The sequence below is a fragment of the Azotobacter tropicalis genome, assembly GCF_059739045.1.
Genome location: NZ_AP046059.1, coordinates 1,057,398 through 1,074,065 on the forward strand (window position 1 = coordinate 1,057,398; position 16,668 = coordinate 1,074,065).

A 16,668-nucleotide genomic window follows, 5' to 3' on the forward strand; every position below is an offset into this window, starting at 1 on the left:
TTTGCGTAAACTCTCCCGAGGATCAAGTGGGAGGGTAAGACGATGTGGAATGCAGTTCTGGCGCGCTTCGAGAAGCAGGCACCGGCCAGCGTCATGGCACGTCTGGCGCTGGAGCGGGCGATGCCGGCCGCCTGGGTCGACGACGTGTTCGAGGCCAACCGGCAACGCCAGTATCCACGCGAGCTGCTGTTTTCCACGGTGGTCGAGCTGATGTCGCTGGTTTCCCTGGGATTGCGCTCTTCGCTGCATGCCGCCGCGCGCCAGATGGACCACCTGCCCGTATCGCTGGCGGCGCTGTACGACAAGGTCAGGCGTACCGAGCCGCCCTTGTTGCGGGCCTTGGTCCAGGGCAGCGCCCGGCGCCTGGAGCCGATCGTCTCTGCCCTGGGCACAGCCCCCTGCCTGCCCGGCTGGCAGATGCGCATCATCGACGGCAATCATCTGACAGCCTCGGAGAAGCGCCTGACGCCGCTGCGCAACCAGCGCGCCGCCGCTCTGCCGGGACATTCGCTAGTGGTCTACGACCCCGACCTCGACTTGGTGATCGATCTGGCGGCCTGCGAGGACGCCTATGAAAGCGAACGCACCGGCGTCCTGCCGCTACTGGCCAGTGCCCGGCCGGGACAGCTGTGGATGGCCGACCGGCATTTCTGCACCCGCACGATTCTCCAGTCGCTCCAGCAGGCCCGGGCCGATTTCATCGTGCGCCAGGATGCCAGGCATCCGCGCATTGTTCACGAGGGACCCTGGCACGACCGAGGCAGGGTGGAAACCGGGCAGGTGCTCGAGCAGGACATCCGGCTGGACGAGGGCCAGGCGCCTTGGCGGCGCATCGAGTTGCGCCTGGATCGGCCGACGGAGTCGGGCGAGTCCGTCCTTTGGGTGTGGAGCAACCTGCCCGCGACGATCGACGTCCGTAAGCGGCCGGGCATCACACCTTGCAGGAAGGTTTCCAGTTGTGTGGCAGCAGCTGGGTGATCTCGCTGGCCTTCTGCGTCGGCAGCCGGGTCAGCACATCTTTCAGATAGGCATACGGATCATGCCCGTTCAGGCGTGCCGATTGAATCAGCGTCATCAGGGCGGCCGCACGCTTGCCGCTGCGCAGTGAGCCGGCGAACAGCCAATTTGCGCGGCCGATGGCCCACGGGCGTATCTGGTTTTCGCACCAGTTGTTATCTATCGCCACCATCCCGTCATCGAGATAGCGCACGAGGGCCGTCCAGCGCTTGAGGCAGTAGTCGAGTGCCTTGGCGATGGCCGTGCCTTCATGCACCAACCGGCGCTGGGTGAGCATCCAGCCGTGCAGGGCATCGGCGATGGGCTTGGCTTTTTCCTGGCGTATTCGCCATCGCTCGTCGGGCGGCAGGTCGCGCACCTCGCGCTCGATGTCGTACAGCTGACCGATGTAACGCAGAGCCTGCTCGGCCAGTTGACTCTGGTTGGCGACATGCAGGTCGTAGAACTTGCGCCGGGCATGGGCCAGGCAGCCGATCTCGGTCACGCCCCGCTCGAAGCAGGCCTTGTAACCGGCGAAGTCGTCGCAGACCAGCTTGCCTTTCCAGTCGCCCAGGAAGGTGCGGGCATGCTCGCCGGCACGGCTGGGGCTGAAGTCGTAGACCGTCGCACGCAGCCCGGCGAACGGGCTGGGAACGTAGGCCCAGACGTAGGCGCGCTGGGTCTTCTTCATGCCCGGCGCGAGCATCTGCACCGGGCTCTCGTCGGCATGGACGACGTTCTGCTCCAGGACTATGTCCCGCAGCGCATCGACCAGTGGTTGCAGTTGCACGCCGCAACGGCCGACCCACTGCGCCAGGGTCGAGCGCGGGAGGGCGAAACCGGCCCGGCCGAAGATCTTTTCCTGCCGGTACAGGGGCAGATGGTCGGCGAACTTGGCCACCATGACCTGGGCCAGCAGCCCGGCAGTCGGGATGCCCTTGTCGATCACCTGGGCCGGAACCGGCGCCTGGATCAGCGTTTCGCATCGTTCGCAGACCCATTTGCCGCGGATATGTTGCTCCACCGTGAAGACGCCCGGGGTGTAGTCGAGCTTTTCGCTGACATCTTCACCGATGCGTTTGAGCTGGCAGCCGCAGGAGCACTGCGTGGTGTCCGGCTCGTGATGGATCAGCGTGCGGGGGAACTGCGGCGGCAAGGCCGTGCGCTTGGGCTGCCGGCGTGGCTCGGTAGCGGCGGGAGCTGGAGCCAGTTCCTCGAGCTCGGCTTCGATGGCCGCGATATCGGTATCGAGCAGATCGTCCAGCAGGCTGAGCTGGGCAGCCTTGAGCTGCTCGCTGCGCCGGGCAAACCGATGCCGCTTGAGGACGGCAATTTCGTGAGCCAGCTGCTCGCCGCGGGTTTTGTAGTAATGGACCTGCTGCGTCAACTGCGCCGCCAGTTCGCGCAGTTGCTCGGGAGTCAGATGGTCGAAGCAAGCAGAAGTCATGGCGCCGAGTGTGCCTGCCTTGATCGCCATCGACGATAGACCGTTCGGTCAATTGCGCGGCATGGGGCACCTGACGGCCAACTATAAAAGGCGGATTTCGGCCCCCGATCCGACCCGCTGCCAAGGCAGCCCGACCACCAGTGCCTGAAGCTGCTCGGCGCTCAGTTCAAACTGGGCACCCTGCCAGCTGCCCGGCCAGACGAAGCGACCTCGGTTCAGCTGGCGCGAGGCCAGCCAGACACCGAAACCATCGTGAACCAGTACTTTCATGCGGTTGGCCCGCTTGTTGGCGAACAGGTAGGCGTTGTGTGGCTTCGCCGCACCGAAGACCTCCACCACCCTGGCCAGCGCCGTTTCCGTTCCGGCCCGCATATCCAGCGGTTCGGTGGCGAGCCAGATGGCATCGATACGGATCATTGCAGGATCTCGCGCACGAACCGGGCACAGCCCTGCGCATCGCCCGCAGGCCAGTGAACGGTCAAGGTCGTACGGCGATGAGGAATTTCGATACGGATGTCCGCGCTGGATGAGCACTCCGCTCGCGCCGGCGATTCAAGCGCAAGCGGGATGAACGCCGGCAGGGTTTCAACCGCCTGGCTGCGAGCCGTGCGTATCCATTTATGGACAACGTTGCTGTTGATGCCATGGCTCAGCGCCACGCTGGCGACGGAGGCGCCGGGCTGGCCACACTCCTGCACGATTTGAGCCTTGAAGGCCGTGGAATAGGAACGACGCTGCATGATTTCCCGCTTGAAAGCCTGGAGATGGTGTCCACGATAAATAGGTGGACACCATCTCTTAGCCTGGCGGGCTCAAACCAGATGACTTGGCCGGACGCTTACCGACGTCCGGCGGATTGCCGACCTGTACCGTCGGCGCTGGCGTATCGAGGGGATGTTCCAGCGCCTGGAGTCGGTCCTGCAGAGCGAGATCCGCAGCCTGGGCCATCCTCGGGCGGCGCTGCTGGGGTTTGCCGTGGCGGTGCTGGCCTGCAACCTCCTGGCCGTGCTCAAGCGCAGTGTCGAACAGGCCCATCGCGCACAGCTTCCCGAGGGCTGGGAGGCGTCCCCCTACCACCTGGCGGTGCAGGTCAGAAGCCGTTACGAGGGGATGCTCGTCGCATTGCCGGTGGAGCACTGGCCGACCTGGGTTGACGGTTCGGCCAGCACAGTGGCGCAGCGCCTGCTGGAGTTGGCACGGCATATCAAGCCCGGCCAGGTGGCCACGAGCAGGCGTGGCCCCAAGAAGAAGACCCGGGAGTGGGTCGACGGTGCCACAGCCCGCGCCCATGTCTCTACGGCCCGTGTAATCGAGGCCTTGAAAGGTAAAAGACCTTGAAAGGGCTGGATCTAAGGTGCGCTAACTTGCGGTGACGCCTTGGCCGAATCCGCCTGAATCTGACCCCCCTCCAGCCATGCCAGAAGCTTGTTGTCGTCATAGCTTGTCGGCCAGCAGCGCCGACGGACTGATTCCCTTCAGGAGCGGGACCGCCCGAGTGATATCGGCCGCCTGACCTGCCGTCGCCATGAAGCGAGTCGGCAGAGCCAACGTATCGGTCAGCGCATGAAACTTGCTGCCAAAGCCGCCGCGCGAGCACTCCAATGCCTCCTCAGAAGCCGAGTTATAGGCCGCTTCCGCTGCGCAGGCATAGGCGCGGATGATGAAACTGTCGATGCAGATAGGTTAGAAGTTGGCGCTCAAGACTGAGCGCCGAGTGGAGCTTGCCCCAGAGCCGAGCGCTTGAAGAAGCTGTTCCAAGCCCTGAGGTGGCTGTCACCATTGGGCACCGGTGCACAACCACCAAGGCACTGCCGCGACAAGCCGCCGGCAGCCAGAGCTTTCAGCCGTTGAACGGTGCTCAGCAGAGCCTGTATCTTGCCCAGGCATATCGCTCAGCTGACTTCTGTAGGACGTGGCAAAAGCCAAATTTCAATGCTTGGTCAGCTTGTCGATGAGAATACGGCAATGCTGGAACCCGGCCTCACGCGCCGCATCGAGGCCACAGCAGCAATAATCGACATCGGTCCTTCGAGAGGTAAACACTTCTTTATCGCGGCGCACGCTGGCTCGGATAACCCACTTCCTGCCTAGCTCGGAGCGGTACGGCTCAACAGCCATATCGAATCCTTTGTACTTCTGCACATATATAGCAACATCGGCACCTTTATTATTCATATTCTCTCCGTGATAGTGATGTTGACCTGTAGAAACAGGTTGCTCGGCACTTACAGCAGCAAAATCCTGCCCCAAGTAGCATTGCGTGGCAAGTGCACCGTAAGGATGCTCAGTGCCACCAATCTCCCGACCTTGACCTACCGGCAATAGAAAATCATAGGCGAACGCGTCGACGATCTGGCCACCGAGAAGGAAAAGCCCTTGAGCCTGCATTCCTGCTGATGCCCCTCAGGGATCATTCCCTTTGGAAAAAGTATGCAAGAACTATTTCTGATACTTTAAATTTCTTAGAAAGGTCATGAGAGGCGAGATCAACTTGCCGATCATGAGGATGGAGAGCGACAGCGAAAAATAACAAGCTACAGCTGAAGAGAGAGTCGAAGAGCCGGTTGAAACAAGGAGCTATTATGGTTCCTTTCGTTACTTGGCTTATACACCTCACGAACGCATACTTAGCCACGCATCCAGCACAACTGGCGCCAAGACGATCCCCTCAAATCAAGCCAACTCTGTATAGGGATACCCCACCCATAGAGGTGGATATAGCGCCTCAACGAGCTCCAGCATAGTGCCTCCTCTACCGGCCCGCCCGATTGCGCCAGGCTCAGACAACTTCATCTCTCACCTGTTTGCCCCCACCTGCATTGCCTGCTTGCGGGCGAAGGTCTGGCTCTCCTGATAGACTGGGACTCCATTTTTCTTGATACGGATCTGAGTGGTATAGCTCACCGAGCCGTCTCTGAGTTTTCGAACACAGATGGTTGCCATTGGGGATGGTACACAGTATCACCAAGTAAAATAAACGAACGAAAACACCAGAAAACGCACAGGAAACACGCAAGCAGAAATGCTAGAGCCTGTTATTAACCACTGCTTTGGTTATCGTTTGCAGTTATGCAGACGACAACCCGAAAACCCTACCCCACCGATGTCAGCGATGAGGAGTGGGCCTTCGTGGCGCCCTATCTGGCGCTGATGCCCGAATCCTCCGCCCATCGCGTCCACAGCCTGCGCGAGGTCTTCAATGCCCTGCGCTACATCGTCCGCGGCGGCCTGCTCTGGCGGCAGATGCCGCATGATCTGCCGCCGTGGCAGGTGGTGTATCAGCAGACCCGACGCTGGATCGAGGCCGGCGTCTTCGAGGAACTGCTGCATGATGTGCGCGAGTTGATCCGGGTGGCGGACAAGCGCAAGGCTCAGCCCAGCGCCGTGATCCTCGACAGCCGCACCCTGCAGTCGACGCCGGAAAGCGGCGCACGGGCCGGCTATGACGGGGCCAAACGCCGCAAGGGCTCGAAGGTGCATATGGCCGTGGATACGCTGGGGCAGTTGCTCGCCCTGCGGGTGACGCCCGCCAACGAACAGGACCGCGCCCAGGTGGCCGCCCTCGCCGAGCAGGTGCAGCGGGTGACCGGTGAGGCGGTGGAGGTTGCCTTCGCCGACCAGGGCTACAGCGGCGAGTCGGCGGCCCGACAGGCAGAGGCGCATGGCATCCAGCTGGAAGTGATCAAGCACACGGAAGCGAAGAAGGGCTTCATCCTGCTGCCCCGGCGCTGGGTGGTCGAGCGCAGCTTCGGCTGGATGGCCCGCTTTCGAAGACTGAGTCGGGACTACGAGCGTCTGGCCTCGACGCTGGCGGGCTTTCACTTCATAGCCTTTGTTTGCCTGATGTTGCCGACTGCTCTCAAGGCCTTGGCAGCACCAGGCTGATCAAGAAACGAACGGGTTAATAACAGGCTCTAGGTTCTGTTGACGTATCAGCGCAGCCATAGCAAAACAGCCGCAAAAGCCAGCATTCCCTTGAAATGGCTGGCCCTCTTCTCATAGCGAGTGGTGATCCGCCGGTAGTGCTTCAGCTTGCCGAACAGGCACTCGATCACGTGCCGCTCCTTGTAGAGATGCCAGTCGCAGGAGCGTTGCTCGATGCGGTTCCGCCTGGCGGGAATGACGGCCTGGATCTGGCGCTCCTTCAGCCAGGCCAGAAGCGGGTTGGCGTCATAGCCCTTGTCGGCCAGCAGTGCCGACGTGGCGATCCCCGCCATGAGTGGGATCGCCTGGCTGATATCGGCCGCTTGGCCTTCCGTCAGGATGAAGCGAATCGGTAACCCCAGCGCATCGGTCAACACATGGATCTTGCTGCTGAAGCCTCCTCGCAAACGCCCCAGTGCCTCCTGGGCCGCAGTACTGCTGGCCGCCCCGGCTGCACAGGCATGGGCACGCACGACGGAGCTGCCGATGCAGACGCGCTGAAGGTCGGCGTCCCGAGCCAGTACCGAGTGAAGCCGGTCCCAGATGCCGAGCCGGCACCAGCGGGTGAAGCGTTTGAAAACGCTGTTCCAGGAGCCGAGGCAACGAGGCAGCATCCGCCATTGAGCGCCGCTGCGTAGTATCCAGAGCACCGCCTCGACAAAGCGGCGACAGCCGAGAGTGCGGGTCAGCCGGATCCCCTTCGTGGCGCTCAGCAGACTTTGGATACGGGACCCGTCGGTATCGCTCAGACGGCTTCTGTCAGTCATGGCAAAAGCCCAGTTTTAGCACTGGGCTTGCGTCAACAGAACCTAGTGTGGTGAATCACAAGTTCGCTTCATTATTATTTCTTTGCAAGGCTCGAGCAGCCCTGCCGACAGAGGCCAGGATTTCACCTGCTCCCTTACTCCAGCGGAAAGGCCTTGGATTCTGGTTGTAGGTCGCCAGGTAATACTCGATGGACTGCTCGAGATCCTTCACGCTGGTATGGGCCTGGCACTTTATCCACTTCTGGGTGAGCATCGAGAAAAAGCGCTCCACCCGATTCAGCCATGACGCAGACGTCGGGGTGAAATGCACGTGATAACGCGGGTGCGCGACAAGCCAGGCACGCACCTTGTCGGTCTTGTGCACGGCATAGTTATCCATGATCAGGTGGATGGCCTTGTCGCTCTCGACCGATTCCTCGATGGCCCTGAGAAACTCCAGGAATTCTGCGCTGCGGTGACGGCGCTTGAGACGTCCGATCACCTCGCCGGTGGCCACATCCAGGGCGGCAAACAAGGACGTCGTGCCATGGCGCTGATAATCATGGGTACGGGTCGCCGGATACCCAGGCTCCAGCGGCAGCCCCGGCTGTGTTCGATTGAGCGCCTGGATCTGGCTTTTCTCATCGACACACAGTACCAGCGCTTTATCAGGGGGATTTAGATAGAGCCCGACGATATCCTGCACTTTGTCGACAAAGGCAGGATCGGTGGACAGCTTGAAGGTGTGCTCCAGGTGGGGCTTGAGCCCGAAGGCTCGCCAGATACGCTGTACGCTCGCCGGTGAAATATGGGTGGCCTTGCTCATCCGGCGCGAGCTCCAATGACTGGCATCGTCGGGCCTGGTCTGCCGCACCCGGTCGACCACTTCCTGGACCTTTTCATCACTGATGCTGCGTGGGCGGCCTGAGCGCGGCTCGTCATTGAGGCCTTGCAGGCCCAAACGGGCGAAGCGAAGGCGCCATCTCGAAACGGTTTGCGCCGTAATGCCAAGCCGTCGAGCAATGGAAGAGCCGGACTCGCCTCGAGCGCAGGACAGAATGATCTCGGCGCGCAGCTGCATATCGGCAGGCCCCTTGTGCCTGGCTCGGCGGCGGGTGAGTTCGGCATGCTCTTGTTCGGTCAGTTCGATCCGAACGGCTGGGCGGCCTGTTTTCATCGCATGCCCTCCGAAAAACTCTGTCAGCTCCGCGGTAGACAAGATTTATCCTGAGTAGTTGTGATTCACCACACTAGAGCCTGTTATTAACCCGTTCGTTTCTTGATCAGCCGGGTGTTGCCAAGGCCTTGAGAGCAGTCGGCAACATCAGGCAAACAAAGGCTATGAAGTGAAAGCCCGCCAGCGTCGAGGCCAGGCGCTCGTAATCCCGACTCAGTCTTCGAAAGCGGGCCATCCAGCCGAAGCTGCGCTCGACCACCCAGCGCCGGGGCAGCAGGATGAAGCCCTTCTTCGCTTCCGTGTGCTTGATCACTTCCAGCTGGATGCCATGCGCCTCTGCCTGCCGGGCCGCCGACTCGCCGCTGTAGCCCTGGTCGGCGAAGGCAACCTCCACCGCCTCACCGGTCACCCGCTGCACCTGCTCGGCGAGGGCGGCCACCTGGGCGCGGTCCTGTTCGTTGGCGGGCGTCACCCGCAGGGCGAGCAACTGCCCCAGCGTATCCACGGCCATATGCACCTTCGAGCCCTTGCGGCGTTTGGCCCCGTCATAGCCGGCCCGTGCGCCGCTTTCCGGCGTCGACTGCAGGGTGCGGCTGTCGAGGATCACGGCGCTGGGCTGAGCCTTGCGCTTGTCCGCCACCCGGATCAACTCGCGCACATCATGCAGCAGTTCCTCGAAGACGCCGGCCTCGATCCAGCGTCGGGTCTGCTGATACACCACCTGCCACGGCGGCAGATCATGCGGCATCTGCCGCCAGAGCAGGCCGCCGCGGACGATGTAGCGCAGGGCATTGAAGACCTCGCGCAGGCTGTGGACGCGATGGGCGGAGGATTCGGGCATCAGCGCCAGATAGGGCGCCACGAAGGCCCACTCCTCATCGCTGACATCGGTGGGGTAGGGTTTTCGGGTTAACTGCAGACGATAACCAAAGCAGTGGTTAATAACAGGCTCTAGATATATCGAGCTCAAACCCAGCAACCACGCGCCCTGGGCCGTCCCGCCGCTTCTGCGTGGCGCCGATGATGGATTGGACGCACTTTCATTGAAAGCCCCTATATTCAAGGGCTCCAGAGTATTTTCACAAACTGCTTACCACTTTTTTACCACCAAGCTTTTCTAAGTCAGCGCGAAAGTAACGGCGAGCGAGTTCATCGCCCTGCGCAGATGGGAATAGGGCAAGGCCAAGCCGAACGCCCAGGCCGCCGTTCTCATCAAGTTGGTCGAGCAGTATCCCGACATGGCCGAACGACTGGCCGCGATCTGAGGCGCAATCCGGTAGGGTGACAACTCACGCAGCGATTGCCCACCGTTTGCATCGATAGACAAGGCTGCACCGTTGTCTACCCTACGCGCTCGCTCTCTTGATACACCGGCAACCGGTGGTGAATAGTGGCCGCCCTCTTACACTCGACGAAGACATACCCATGCAATTGATCAGAAGCATTCCCCTGCTGTTGTTCGTTTTTCTGGCTTACAACGCGGTCATCTTGACCGGCACCGGCAACCTTGATGGCGTGCTGTTTCAAGGGACTTTGCTGTCCGGCGCACAATGGCTTTTCACCACATCGGACTTGTTGTTGACGCTAGCCTTGGTCGCTCTGGGCGGCGAAGTAGTCAAGTCCACCCGCTCCAGCAATGCTTCGGTCATAGACCATGCCCTGTCCATGCTGCTGTTCGTGGCCTTCCTGGTGGAGTTCATAGCCTATAGCGCGGCGGGGACTTCGACGTTCTTCCTCATGACCCTCATGTCCTTCATCGACGTGCTGGCCGGATTCACCGTCACCATCTCCTCCGCCCGGCGCGACGTAGGGTACAACTAACGGAAACCCGCTCCTGCCAGCACTACCTTCCCCCGCTGCCGCCAGGTCGGCAGCCTGGGGAGGTTCCGAGGCGAACTCGCGCAACGAAAAGCCTGAACCAGTGGATTGTCGATGCGCTGGACAGGGAGGCGCATGCCTGAGTCAAGCAGCGGCATGTTAATTACGTAGAGCGCCCTTCTTTCGTTAAATCAACACCGCCAACTCCGTATAAGCCGCCACCTTGCTATCCGCCGTGAGTAGCTTCATGGGTTCGGCCTTGGCCACGGCTACCAACAGCCGATCAAAGGGGTCTTTGTGCAGGGGTTCAAGGCCCAGTAAGGCAAGGGTGTGTTCTGCGGTCACGGGTAATTCCTGGATGCCCAGGTTTTGGCATTCTTCAATGACCTGTTCGAGCTGAAGATCCAGTTTGCCGAGATTCTGCTTGATGGCCATCTCCCAGAAGGAGGCGGTGCTGATGTAAATCTCGCTGGCTTTGCCCAGTAGCTTACGGGCTTTGGGGGTCAGCCTGGGGTCGTCGATCAGTATCCAGATCAGGATATGGGTGTCGATTAACAGCCTCATGCCGAACCCTTGCCTTCAAAACCGGCCAAGGCTTCGCTGGGCAGTTCGGCATCGAAGTCATCGGCTACGCGAATCTGGCCTTTCAGGGTGCCGTAGCGCAGCCGGACAGGCTTGCCAGCGGCCACAAGGCGGGCCATAGGGCGACCGTGCTTGGCAATGATGATTTCTTGTCCATCACTGGCGGCATCCACAAGGCGGGACAGGTTGTTTTTGGCATCGGCCAGCGGGATGATTTCCATCATGCGCCCTATATTTGGCTAGATTTAGCCAAATATCATAGGAAGTCAGCGGATGGTTCGCAAGGCTCTGTTGCTGTGCAACGATTGGCGAAGGCCGATTCGAATTCGGGGCGCAGATCGGCGGTGTCGAGCAGAGCTACGTAGCCGTAAGGTAGGTAACTCGTACAGCGACTACCCACCGTTTGCATCGGTAGACAAGGCTGCGCCGTTGTCTACTCTACTTGCTAACTTGCTTCTTCCATACGATAGCTAAATCCGCTCTCTATTGAATCACCTTTAAATGAAACCACTCTATACAACCAAGGCAAAAGCATTGCTTTTGTGGACTTATTAGGCGCTTTACTGTAACGACTATTACGCGTAAGTAAAACCCTTACCAAATCGCCTTTTTCGTATGCATGCCTGGCCAATAAAAATACTTCTTTAGCATGGCGCCTTGAATTTGCATGCAAATCTTTACCCAATGCGCTTATGTTTCTTTGGATATAGCGATCCTTAAGCCTTACTATGCTGCCATCTTTATCTGCATGATCTGCCTCAGTAATGAAAATCGCAAGCCCATTTTCATCACGCGCATACCAACTAAACTTCTCAGGCAAGTTTGCACCATTTTTTTTGAGGGTATCTTCAATTCCCCCACTCCATTGCGGTAGTGTTTTCGTCATTTATGCACCACTAACAAAGCATTGGTCAATTTGAATATCAGTATATGACTTGGATAGCGCCGTCATTATACTCATGCTTACGTGCCGACTTTTCAGACAAACCCTAGTGTGGTGAATCACAAGTTCGCTTCATTATTATTTCTTTGCAAGGCTCGAGCAGCCCTGCCGACAGAGGCCAGGATTTCACCTGCTCCCTTACTCCAGCGGAAAGGCCTTGGATTCTGGTTGTAGGTCGCCAGGTAATACTCGATGGACTGCTCGAGATCCTTCACGCTGGTATGGGCCTGGCGCTTTATCCACTTCTGGGTGAGCATCGAGAAAAAGCGCTCCACCCGATTCAGCCATGACGCAGACGTCGGGGTGAAGTGCACGTGATAACGCGGGTGCGCGACAAGCCAGGCACGCACCTTGTCGGTCTTGTGCACGGCATAGTTATCCATGATCAGGTGGATGGCCTTGTCGCTCTCGACCGATTCCTCGATGGCCCTGAGAAACTCCAGGAATTCTGCGCTGCGGTGACGGCGCTTGAGACGTCCGATCACCTCGCCGGTGGCCACATCCAGGGCGGCAAACAAGGACGTCGTGCCATGGCGCTGATAATCATGGGTACGGGTCGCCGGATACCCAGGCTCCAGCGGCAGCCCCGGCTGTGTTCGATTGAGCGCCTGGATCTGGCTTTTCTCATCGACACACAGTACCAGCGCTTTATCAGGGGGATTTAGATAGAGCCCGACGATATCCTGCACCTTGTCGACAAAGGCAGGATCGGTGGACAGCTTGAAGGTGTGCTCCAGGTGGGGCTTGAGCCCGAAGGCTCGCCAGATACGCTGTACGCTCGCCGGTGAAATATGGGTGGCCTTGCTCATCCGGCGCGAGCTCCAATGACTGGCATCGTCGGGCCTGGTCTGCCGCACCCGGTCGACCACTTCCTGGACCTTTTCATCACTGATGCTGCGTGGGCGGCCTGAGCGCGGCTCGTCATTGAGGCCTTGCAGGCCCAAACGGGCGAAGCGAAGGCGCCACCTCGAAACGGTTTGCGCCGTAATGCCAAGCCGTCGAGCAATGGAAGAGCCGGACTCGCCTCGAGCGCAGGACAGAATGATCTCGGCGCGCAGCTGCATATCGGCAGGCCCCTTGTGCCTGGCTCGGCGGCGGGTGAGTTCGGCATGCTCTTGTTCGGTCAGTTCGATCCGAACGGCTGGGCGGCCTGTTTTCATCGCATGCCCTCCGAAAAACTCTGTCAGCTCCGCGGTAGACAAGATTTATCCTGAGTAGTTGTGATTCACCACACTAGCCCCCACGCGGGAGCGTAGGAACCATCAGATAAAAATTAGAAAACTAATAATAGGAAACATCAGCGGCAACATCATCACTGATTTGCTGCAATCTTATGCGACCATTTGTTTTTCGATCAGTAAAATAATAGCCTGATAACTCTAGAAACTAGGAGTTAGAGTCGCTGGAAATTATCCGCACATCAAAAATTGTTGACCCTGCGTAGGGACTCCAATTCGGATCCTTAGGCAAGGACCTATAGAGGTAATACAGTTTACATTGACCGCTATCGACCGCTGGCGTTGTTTCTAAAGTGAGTGATTTCGATGTCTCCGTGTGTATATCAAGCTGAGTTTGCAAAAGAGTCTGTCTTATCAAGGCTCTAGCGGGTATTACTAAGCCACTCTCAGTTACTATCTCCCCTCCCATGTTCCATTGAGGTCTGGAAACAGGGATTTATCTACCTTCTTGAGCCCTTTCCAGATCTGCCGAGCAATTGCATTTGTGGTTATTAAAAAAATGACTAAAATAGCAACCCAAGGAGTTATGCTAATTATTCTTACAACAGGCAAGTCTTGAGCCCAATACTTGTGAATCATTTCGTAAACAAAAAGGCTAATAATTGTTGTGAGCACTGCAACGTAGCGCAGCAGCACAGCGAAATTCACCACCCTAAACATTTTATTTCATACTCTCAAAATTATGCAGGCATGCCTTACCACTACTTTTTGCGGAAAGCAAAGCAATATAAGCCTCTCGCAAATTTGATCCGACTCCCGCTGAAAACGTCAATTCACTGCCTGCCAAGCTTTCTATCGAACTAAAAATAAATTCATCGCTTGCACTTGATGAGATTGAATAAGCAGTCACTCCATCTGCCGCGCAAAATACTACAGTAAATCTTTGCGAGCGCAAAAAATCAGCTATCAGCTTAGTCTTCATTTGTACCAAGTCGTTTATTTTGGAAAGACCTTTTAGGTCATTTCTCAAATAACAAGATGATATCTTTTGCCCGATGTCATCACCGTCAACCGCAATATACTTCGCTTTCATATAATTCAATGGATCTGAGTTAAAGGCCTAACTATAAATAGACATCAAGCAATGCATAACCCCTGACAGGGTTGACAGAAATAATTCAGCATCATTTCCGTGCTCACTGTCTACACTGCGAATTTCACGACCATGATGACCGCTTTACGACGTTATACACTATGTTCTGCAAGCCAAGGCAAGTCGCCCAATTGACGGCCCTATTGCCCCCATCGATTGACACCCCCACCCCACTACCGCTACCGTTCCCCCGTCGCTGTAAATCCAGCGACCTGGGCTTGGCGGCCCGGTCAGCAAAGGCGGTCACGAAGCCGCTATAAGCGGTTTTTTTATGCCCGCAAAACATGGCTGCACCCGTTATGGGCGGGCCGTGTGTGGGGGCCTCACGGCCCGCCGGTTCCTTTGCCCGGTCCGCCAACCCGCACGGTTCCGCTCACCCCTCTTGGCGGAGGGAAAGCGGTCAACGGACTGCAAAGGGAAAAACACCATGTCGGCCATCAGCAGCCAGCTCGGCACCGTCAGCTTTCAAGATCACGATCTCACCGTCATCACCACCCCCACAGGCGAACGCCTCGTGGCAATGAAGCCCATCAGCGAAGCAATTGGCCTTGACTGGAAATCCCAGCACGCACGCCTCCAGCGTCACCCTGTTCTAAAAACAACCATGGTCATCACGACCACGGTTGCCGAAGACGGCAAGAGCCGCGAACTCGTCTGCCTCCCCCTCGACTACCTCAACGGCTGGCTGTTCGGCGTGGATGCCTCTCGCGTCAAACCCGAAATCCGCGAGCGGCTGGTGCAGTACCAGCGCGAATGCTTCGCCGCCCTCGCCGCCTACTGGCAGCAGGGCGAGGCCGTCCGGCCGCGTGCGGCCCTGCCGGATGGCGGCACCGCCGCGCCCCTGCGGCTGACCTACAACGATCGCCACTTCCGCATCGTGCCGGTCGGCACCGAGGTCTGGTTCGTCGCCGCTGACGTGGCCAGCGCCGTCGGCCTGCGCGACTCTCACGTCGCCACCCGCCACCTGCGGCCCGAACACAAGGCCGCCCTGCCGGTCGGCCGGCAGACGCTCAACGTCATCAGCCGGGCCGGGCTGGAAGTCGCCCTGCTGCACGCCAACCCGAGCGGGTGGCGCCCTTTCGCGCCTGGCTGGCCGAGGCGCTGAACCTGCTGCCCACCACCACCGCTGCACCCGAACCCGAGCGCCCGCCCTTGGCCAGCCTGAGCCAGGAAGTGCGCAACTTCACCTTTGACTATCTGGACCGCTGCCGCCAGGCCGTGCTCGATACCGGCGGCACCCTGCCGGAATGGGACCGCGAGGCCGACCAGCGCATCTCCGACAACATGGCCGCCCTGCTCATCCGCGACAAACGCTGGGTACTGACCTTCGACGACAGGGGCGAGCCGCAGCTCCGGGCCATCCCCAGCGGTGCCGACGTCTTCACCCCCGAGTCGCTGCTGAACTGGATCCGCAACCCCTTCGGCGCCCACCGCGATTTCCTGCCGACCATGCTGCAGGCCATCGGCGAACGCCTCTCCAGCTCCCACCGCTGAGTCGCAGTCCTGTAGGGCGGGCGCTGCCCGCCCCCGTTCACAGGTCAGCGCTGCCGCCGGCTCTCCCGGCGGCAGGCATTGCTGGGTCTTGGGCGGTATCACAAACTGATACCATGAACAGCGAGCAACGCAGCACACTCGAAGCCATCTTCTCGAAGCGGACTCCGGCTTCCCTGGAGTGGGTGCGGATCGAGCCCCTATTCGTGGCGGCTGGTGCCAAGGTCGTCGAAGGGAACGGATCGCGAGTCCGCTTCGAGCTGAATGGTGTGATCGCCACCTTCCATCGACCGCACCCGGACAAGGAGGCCAAGCCATACCAGGTGCGCGACGCAAGAGCCTTCCTCGAGAAAGCAGGGATAACGCCATGAACGTGATGAACTACAAGGGCTATTCGGCCCGCATCGAATACAGCGACGAAGATAAACTGCTCGTCGGACATATCGTCGGGATCAACGACGTCGTCGGCTTTCACGGCGAGTCTATCCCGGAGCTTCGCGACGCATTCGAGGAGGCGGTGGACGACTACCTTGAAACCTGTGCCAAGCTGGGTCGTGCCCCGCAAAAGCCATACTCCGGCAAATTAAGCCTGCGCATGGCCCCGAGCTGCATGCCTCCATCTCGGCCAAAGCCATGCTCTCGAACAAAAGCATCAACCAGTGGGTTGTAGACGTATTGGATCGAGAGGCGCACGCGTGAATACCAGCCATCGAGGGGCCGACGTCTTCACCCCGAATCGCTGCTGAACTGGATCCGCAACCCCTTCGGCGCCCACCGCGATTTCCTGCCGACCATGCTGCAGGCCATCGGCGAACGCCTCTCCACCTCCCACCGCTGAATCGCGGGCACAAAAAAAGAGCCCCCGCCGGGATGGCAGGGGCTCCAGTTCCCGAAGCTGGACGTTGAATCCGGCCGCAGGGCAATTGCACTCAAACGGATCAGGCAGGGTATTGCGCCCTACTGGCCACAAGCAGCGAAAGCGTTATCGAGATGTCCCGACCAGCTTCGGTGCTTGCCGCTGTGTCCGGCTTGAAAAAACAATGCTTGAGTGCCGACAAGAAGGGCGCTCAACGAGCGAAGAAAGCAGGCAAGCATAAGGAGCGCCATGCATTATTCGAGGATTTTCAAAATCTTATCCTTTCTTCCAACTTTGAATGCCTGCCAGCCGCATAGGGCATCCAAATAATATTGGACTCTAACGTATTAACCCTGA

At 59.0% G+C, this 16,668-nt stretch carries 19 protein-coding genes and 4 pseudogenes; 8 read left to right on the forward strand and 15 right to left on the reverse strand.

Annotated elements, in window-relative coordinates; all coding sequences use genetic code 11:
- Positions 1–93 precede the first annotated feature (93 nt).
- Positions 94–912: pseudogene (locus Atro_RS04795) on the forward strand (transposase); the annotation flags it as partial.
- A 19-nt stretch (positions 913–931) separates the two neighbouring features.
- Here Atro_RS04795 and tnpC read toward each other — a convergent pair.
- The 3 genes from tnpC to tnpA form a co-directional block, all read right to left on the reverse strand.
- The gene (gene tnpC / locus Atro_RS04800) at positions 932–2,443 is read right to left on the reverse strand and encodes an IS66 family transposase (protein ID WP_497927609.1); all 1,512 of its coding nucleotides are present in this window, start codon (positions 2,441–2,443) and stop codon (positions 932–934) included.
- 81 nt (positions 2,444–2,524) lie between these two features.
- Positions 2,525–2,860 carry an IS66 family insertion sequence element accessory protein TnpB gene (tnpB, locus tag Atro_RS04805; protein WP_497923359.1) on the reverse strand — a complete coding sequence of 112 codons (336 nt, stop codon included), beginning with the start codon at positions 2,858–2,860 and terminating at the stop codon, positions 2,525–2,527.
- On the reverse strand, positions 2,857–3,183 hold the full coding sequence (gene tnpA / locus Atro_RS04810) for an IS66-like element accessory protein TnpA (protein ID WP_497923361.1): 327 nt from the start codon (positions 3,181–3,183) through the stop codon (positions 2,857–2,859). The genes tnpB and tnpA overlap by 4 nt, the downstream gene beginning before the upstream one ends.
- 109 nt (positions 3,184–3,292) lie before the next feature.
- Between tnpA and Atro_RS04815 the strand changes: the two are divergent.
- A pseudogene (locus Atro_RS04815) lies at positions 3,293–3,781 on the forward strand (IS4 family transposase); the annotation flags it as partial.
- Between the two features lie 96 nt (positions 3,782–3,877).
- Here the strand turns inward: Atro_RS04815 and Atro_RS04820 are convergent.
- From Atro_RS04820 to Atro_RS04830, 3 genes and pseudogenes are all read right to left on the reverse strand, one after another.
- A complete protein-coding gene (locus tag Atro_RS04820) occupies positions 3,878–4,123 on the reverse strand; it encodes a transposase (protein ID WP_497927610.1) in 246 nt (81 codons plus the stop codon).
- A gap of 249 nt (positions 4,124–4,372) precedes the next feature.
- Entirely contained in the window at positions 4,373–4,831 is a 459-nt protein-coding gene (locus Atro_RS04825) for a hypothetical protein (RefSeq protein WP_497926665.1), read from the reverse strand.
- 345 nt (positions 4,832–5,176) lie between these two features.
- Positions 5,177–5,386, reverse strand: a pseudogene (locus Atro_RS04830) (site-specific integrase); the annotation flags it as partial.
- A 126-nt stretch (positions 5,387–5,512) separates the two neighbouring features.
- On the opposite strand from Atro_RS04830, the gene Atro_RS04835 reads away from it, so the two are divergent.
- Positions 5,513–6,328: an IS5 family transposase gene (locus tag Atro_RS04835; protein WP_497926666.1), complete on the forward strand. Its 816-nt coding sequence runs from the start codon at positions 5,513–5,515 to the stop codon at positions 6,326–6,328.
- A gap of 47 nt (positions 6,329–6,375) precedes the next feature.
- Here the strand turns inward: Atro_RS04835 and Atro_RS04840 are convergent, their stop codons facing one another.
- From Atro_RS04840 to Atro_RS04850, 3 genes are all read right to left on the reverse strand, one after another.
- Positions 6,376–7,134 (reverse strand): IS5 family transposase, encoded by a 759-nt coding sequence (locus Atro_RS04840; protein WP_497926440.1) that lies wholly within the window; start codon positions 7,132–7,134, stop codon positions 6,376–6,378.
- A gap of 55 nt (positions 7,135–7,189) precedes the next feature.
- Positions 7,190–8,290, reverse strand: a complete 1,101-nt coding sequence (locus Atro_RS04845; protein ID WP_497926667.1) for an IS630 family transposase — start codon at positions 8,288–8,290, stop codon at positions 7,190–7,192.
- A 106-nt stretch (positions 8,291–8,396) separates the two neighbouring features.
- Positions 8,397–9,209: an IS5 family transposase gene (locus tag Atro_RS04850; protein WP_497927611.1), complete on the reverse strand. Its 813-nt coding sequence runs from the start codon at positions 9,207–9,209 to the stop codon at positions 8,397–8,399.
- Between the two features lie 506 nt (positions 9,210–9,715).
- Between Atro_RS04850 and Atro_RS04855 the strand changes: the two genes are divergently transcribed.
- A complete protein-coding gene (locus Atro_RS04855; protein ID WP_497926668.1) occupies positions 9,716–10,111 on the forward strand; it encodes a hypothetical protein in 396 nt (131 codons plus the stop codon).
- 183 nt (positions 10,112–10,294) lie between these two features.
- Here the strand turns inward: Atro_RS04855 and Atro_RS04860 are convergent, their stop codons facing one another.
- From Atro_RS04860 to Atro_RS04885, 6 genes are all read right to left on the reverse strand, one after another.
- Entirely contained in the window at positions 10,295–10,672 is a 378-nt protein-coding gene (locus Atro_RS04860; protein ID WP_131342058.1) for a type II toxin-antitoxin system VapC family toxin, read from the reverse strand.
- Positions 10,669–10,914 (reverse strand): type II toxin-antitoxin system Phd/YefM family antitoxin, encoded by a 246-nt coding sequence (locus Atro_RS04865; RefSeq protein WP_090735231.1) that lies wholly within the window; start codon positions 10,912–10,914, stop codon positions 10,669–10,671. Before Atro_RS04865 ends, Atro_RS04860 begins: the two co-directional genes overlap by 4 nt.
- 221 nt (positions 10,915–11,135) lie before the next feature.
- Positions 11,136–11,576, reverse strand: coding sequence for a hypothetical protein (locus tag Atro_RS04870; protein WP_497926669.1), 441 nt, complete (start codon positions 11,574–11,576; stop codon positions 11,136–11,138).
- Between the two features lie 116 nt (positions 11,577–11,692).
- Positions 11,693–12,793 carry an IS630 family transposase gene (locus tag Atro_RS04875; RefSeq protein WP_497926445.1) on the reverse strand — a complete coding sequence of 367 codons (1,101 nt, stop codon included), beginning with the start codon at positions 12,791–12,793 and terminating at the stop codon, positions 11,693–11,695.
- Positions 12,794–13,019: 226 nt separating this feature from the next.
- Positions 13,020–13,280, reverse strand: coding sequence for a hypothetical protein (locus tag Atro_RS04880; protein WP_497926670.1), 261 nt, complete (start codon positions 13,278–13,280; stop codon positions 13,020–13,022).
- Between the two features lie 252 nt (positions 13,281–13,532).
- Positions 13,533–13,904 carry a mCpol domain-containing protein gene (locus Atro_RS04885; protein WP_497926671.1) on the reverse strand — a complete coding sequence of 124 codons (372 nt, stop codon included), beginning with the start codon at positions 13,902–13,904 and terminating at the stop codon, positions 13,533–13,535.
- 487 nt (positions 13,905–14,391) lie between these two features.
- Here Atro_RS04885 and Atro_RS04890 point away from each other — a divergent pair, with 487 nt between their 5' ends.
- The 4 genes and pseudogenes from Atro_RS04890 to Atro_RS04905 all read left to right on the forward strand — a co-directional run bounded on the left by Atro_RS04890 (position 14,392) and on the right by Atro_RS04905 (position 16,154).
- Positions 14,392–15,069: a phage antirepressor N-terminal domain-containing protein gene (locus tag Atro_RS04890; RefSeq protein ID WP_497926672.1), complete on the forward strand. Its 678-nt coding sequence runs from the start codon at positions 14,392–14,394 to the stop codon at positions 15,067–15,069.
- Entirely contained in the window at positions 15,033–15,458 is a 426-nt protein-coding gene (locus tag Atro_RS04895) for a hypothetical protein (protein ID WP_497926673.1), read from the forward strand. The genes Atro_RS04890 and Atro_RS04895 overlap by 37 nt, the downstream gene beginning before the upstream one ends.
- A gap of 113 nt (positions 15,459–15,571) precedes the next feature.
- The gene (locus tag Atro_RS04900; RefSeq protein ID WP_497926674.1) at positions 15,572–15,826 is read left to right on the forward strand and encodes a type II toxin-antitoxin system HicA family toxin; all 255 of its coding nucleotides are present in this window, start codon (positions 15,572–15,574) and stop codon (positions 15,824–15,826) included.
- A pseudogene (locus tag Atro_RS04905) lies at positions 15,823–16,154 on the forward strand (type II toxin-antitoxin system HicB family antitoxin). Before Atro_RS04900 ends, Atro_RS04905 begins: the two are co-directional and overlap by 4 nt.
- Positions 16,155–16,668: the final 514 nt, after the last annotated feature.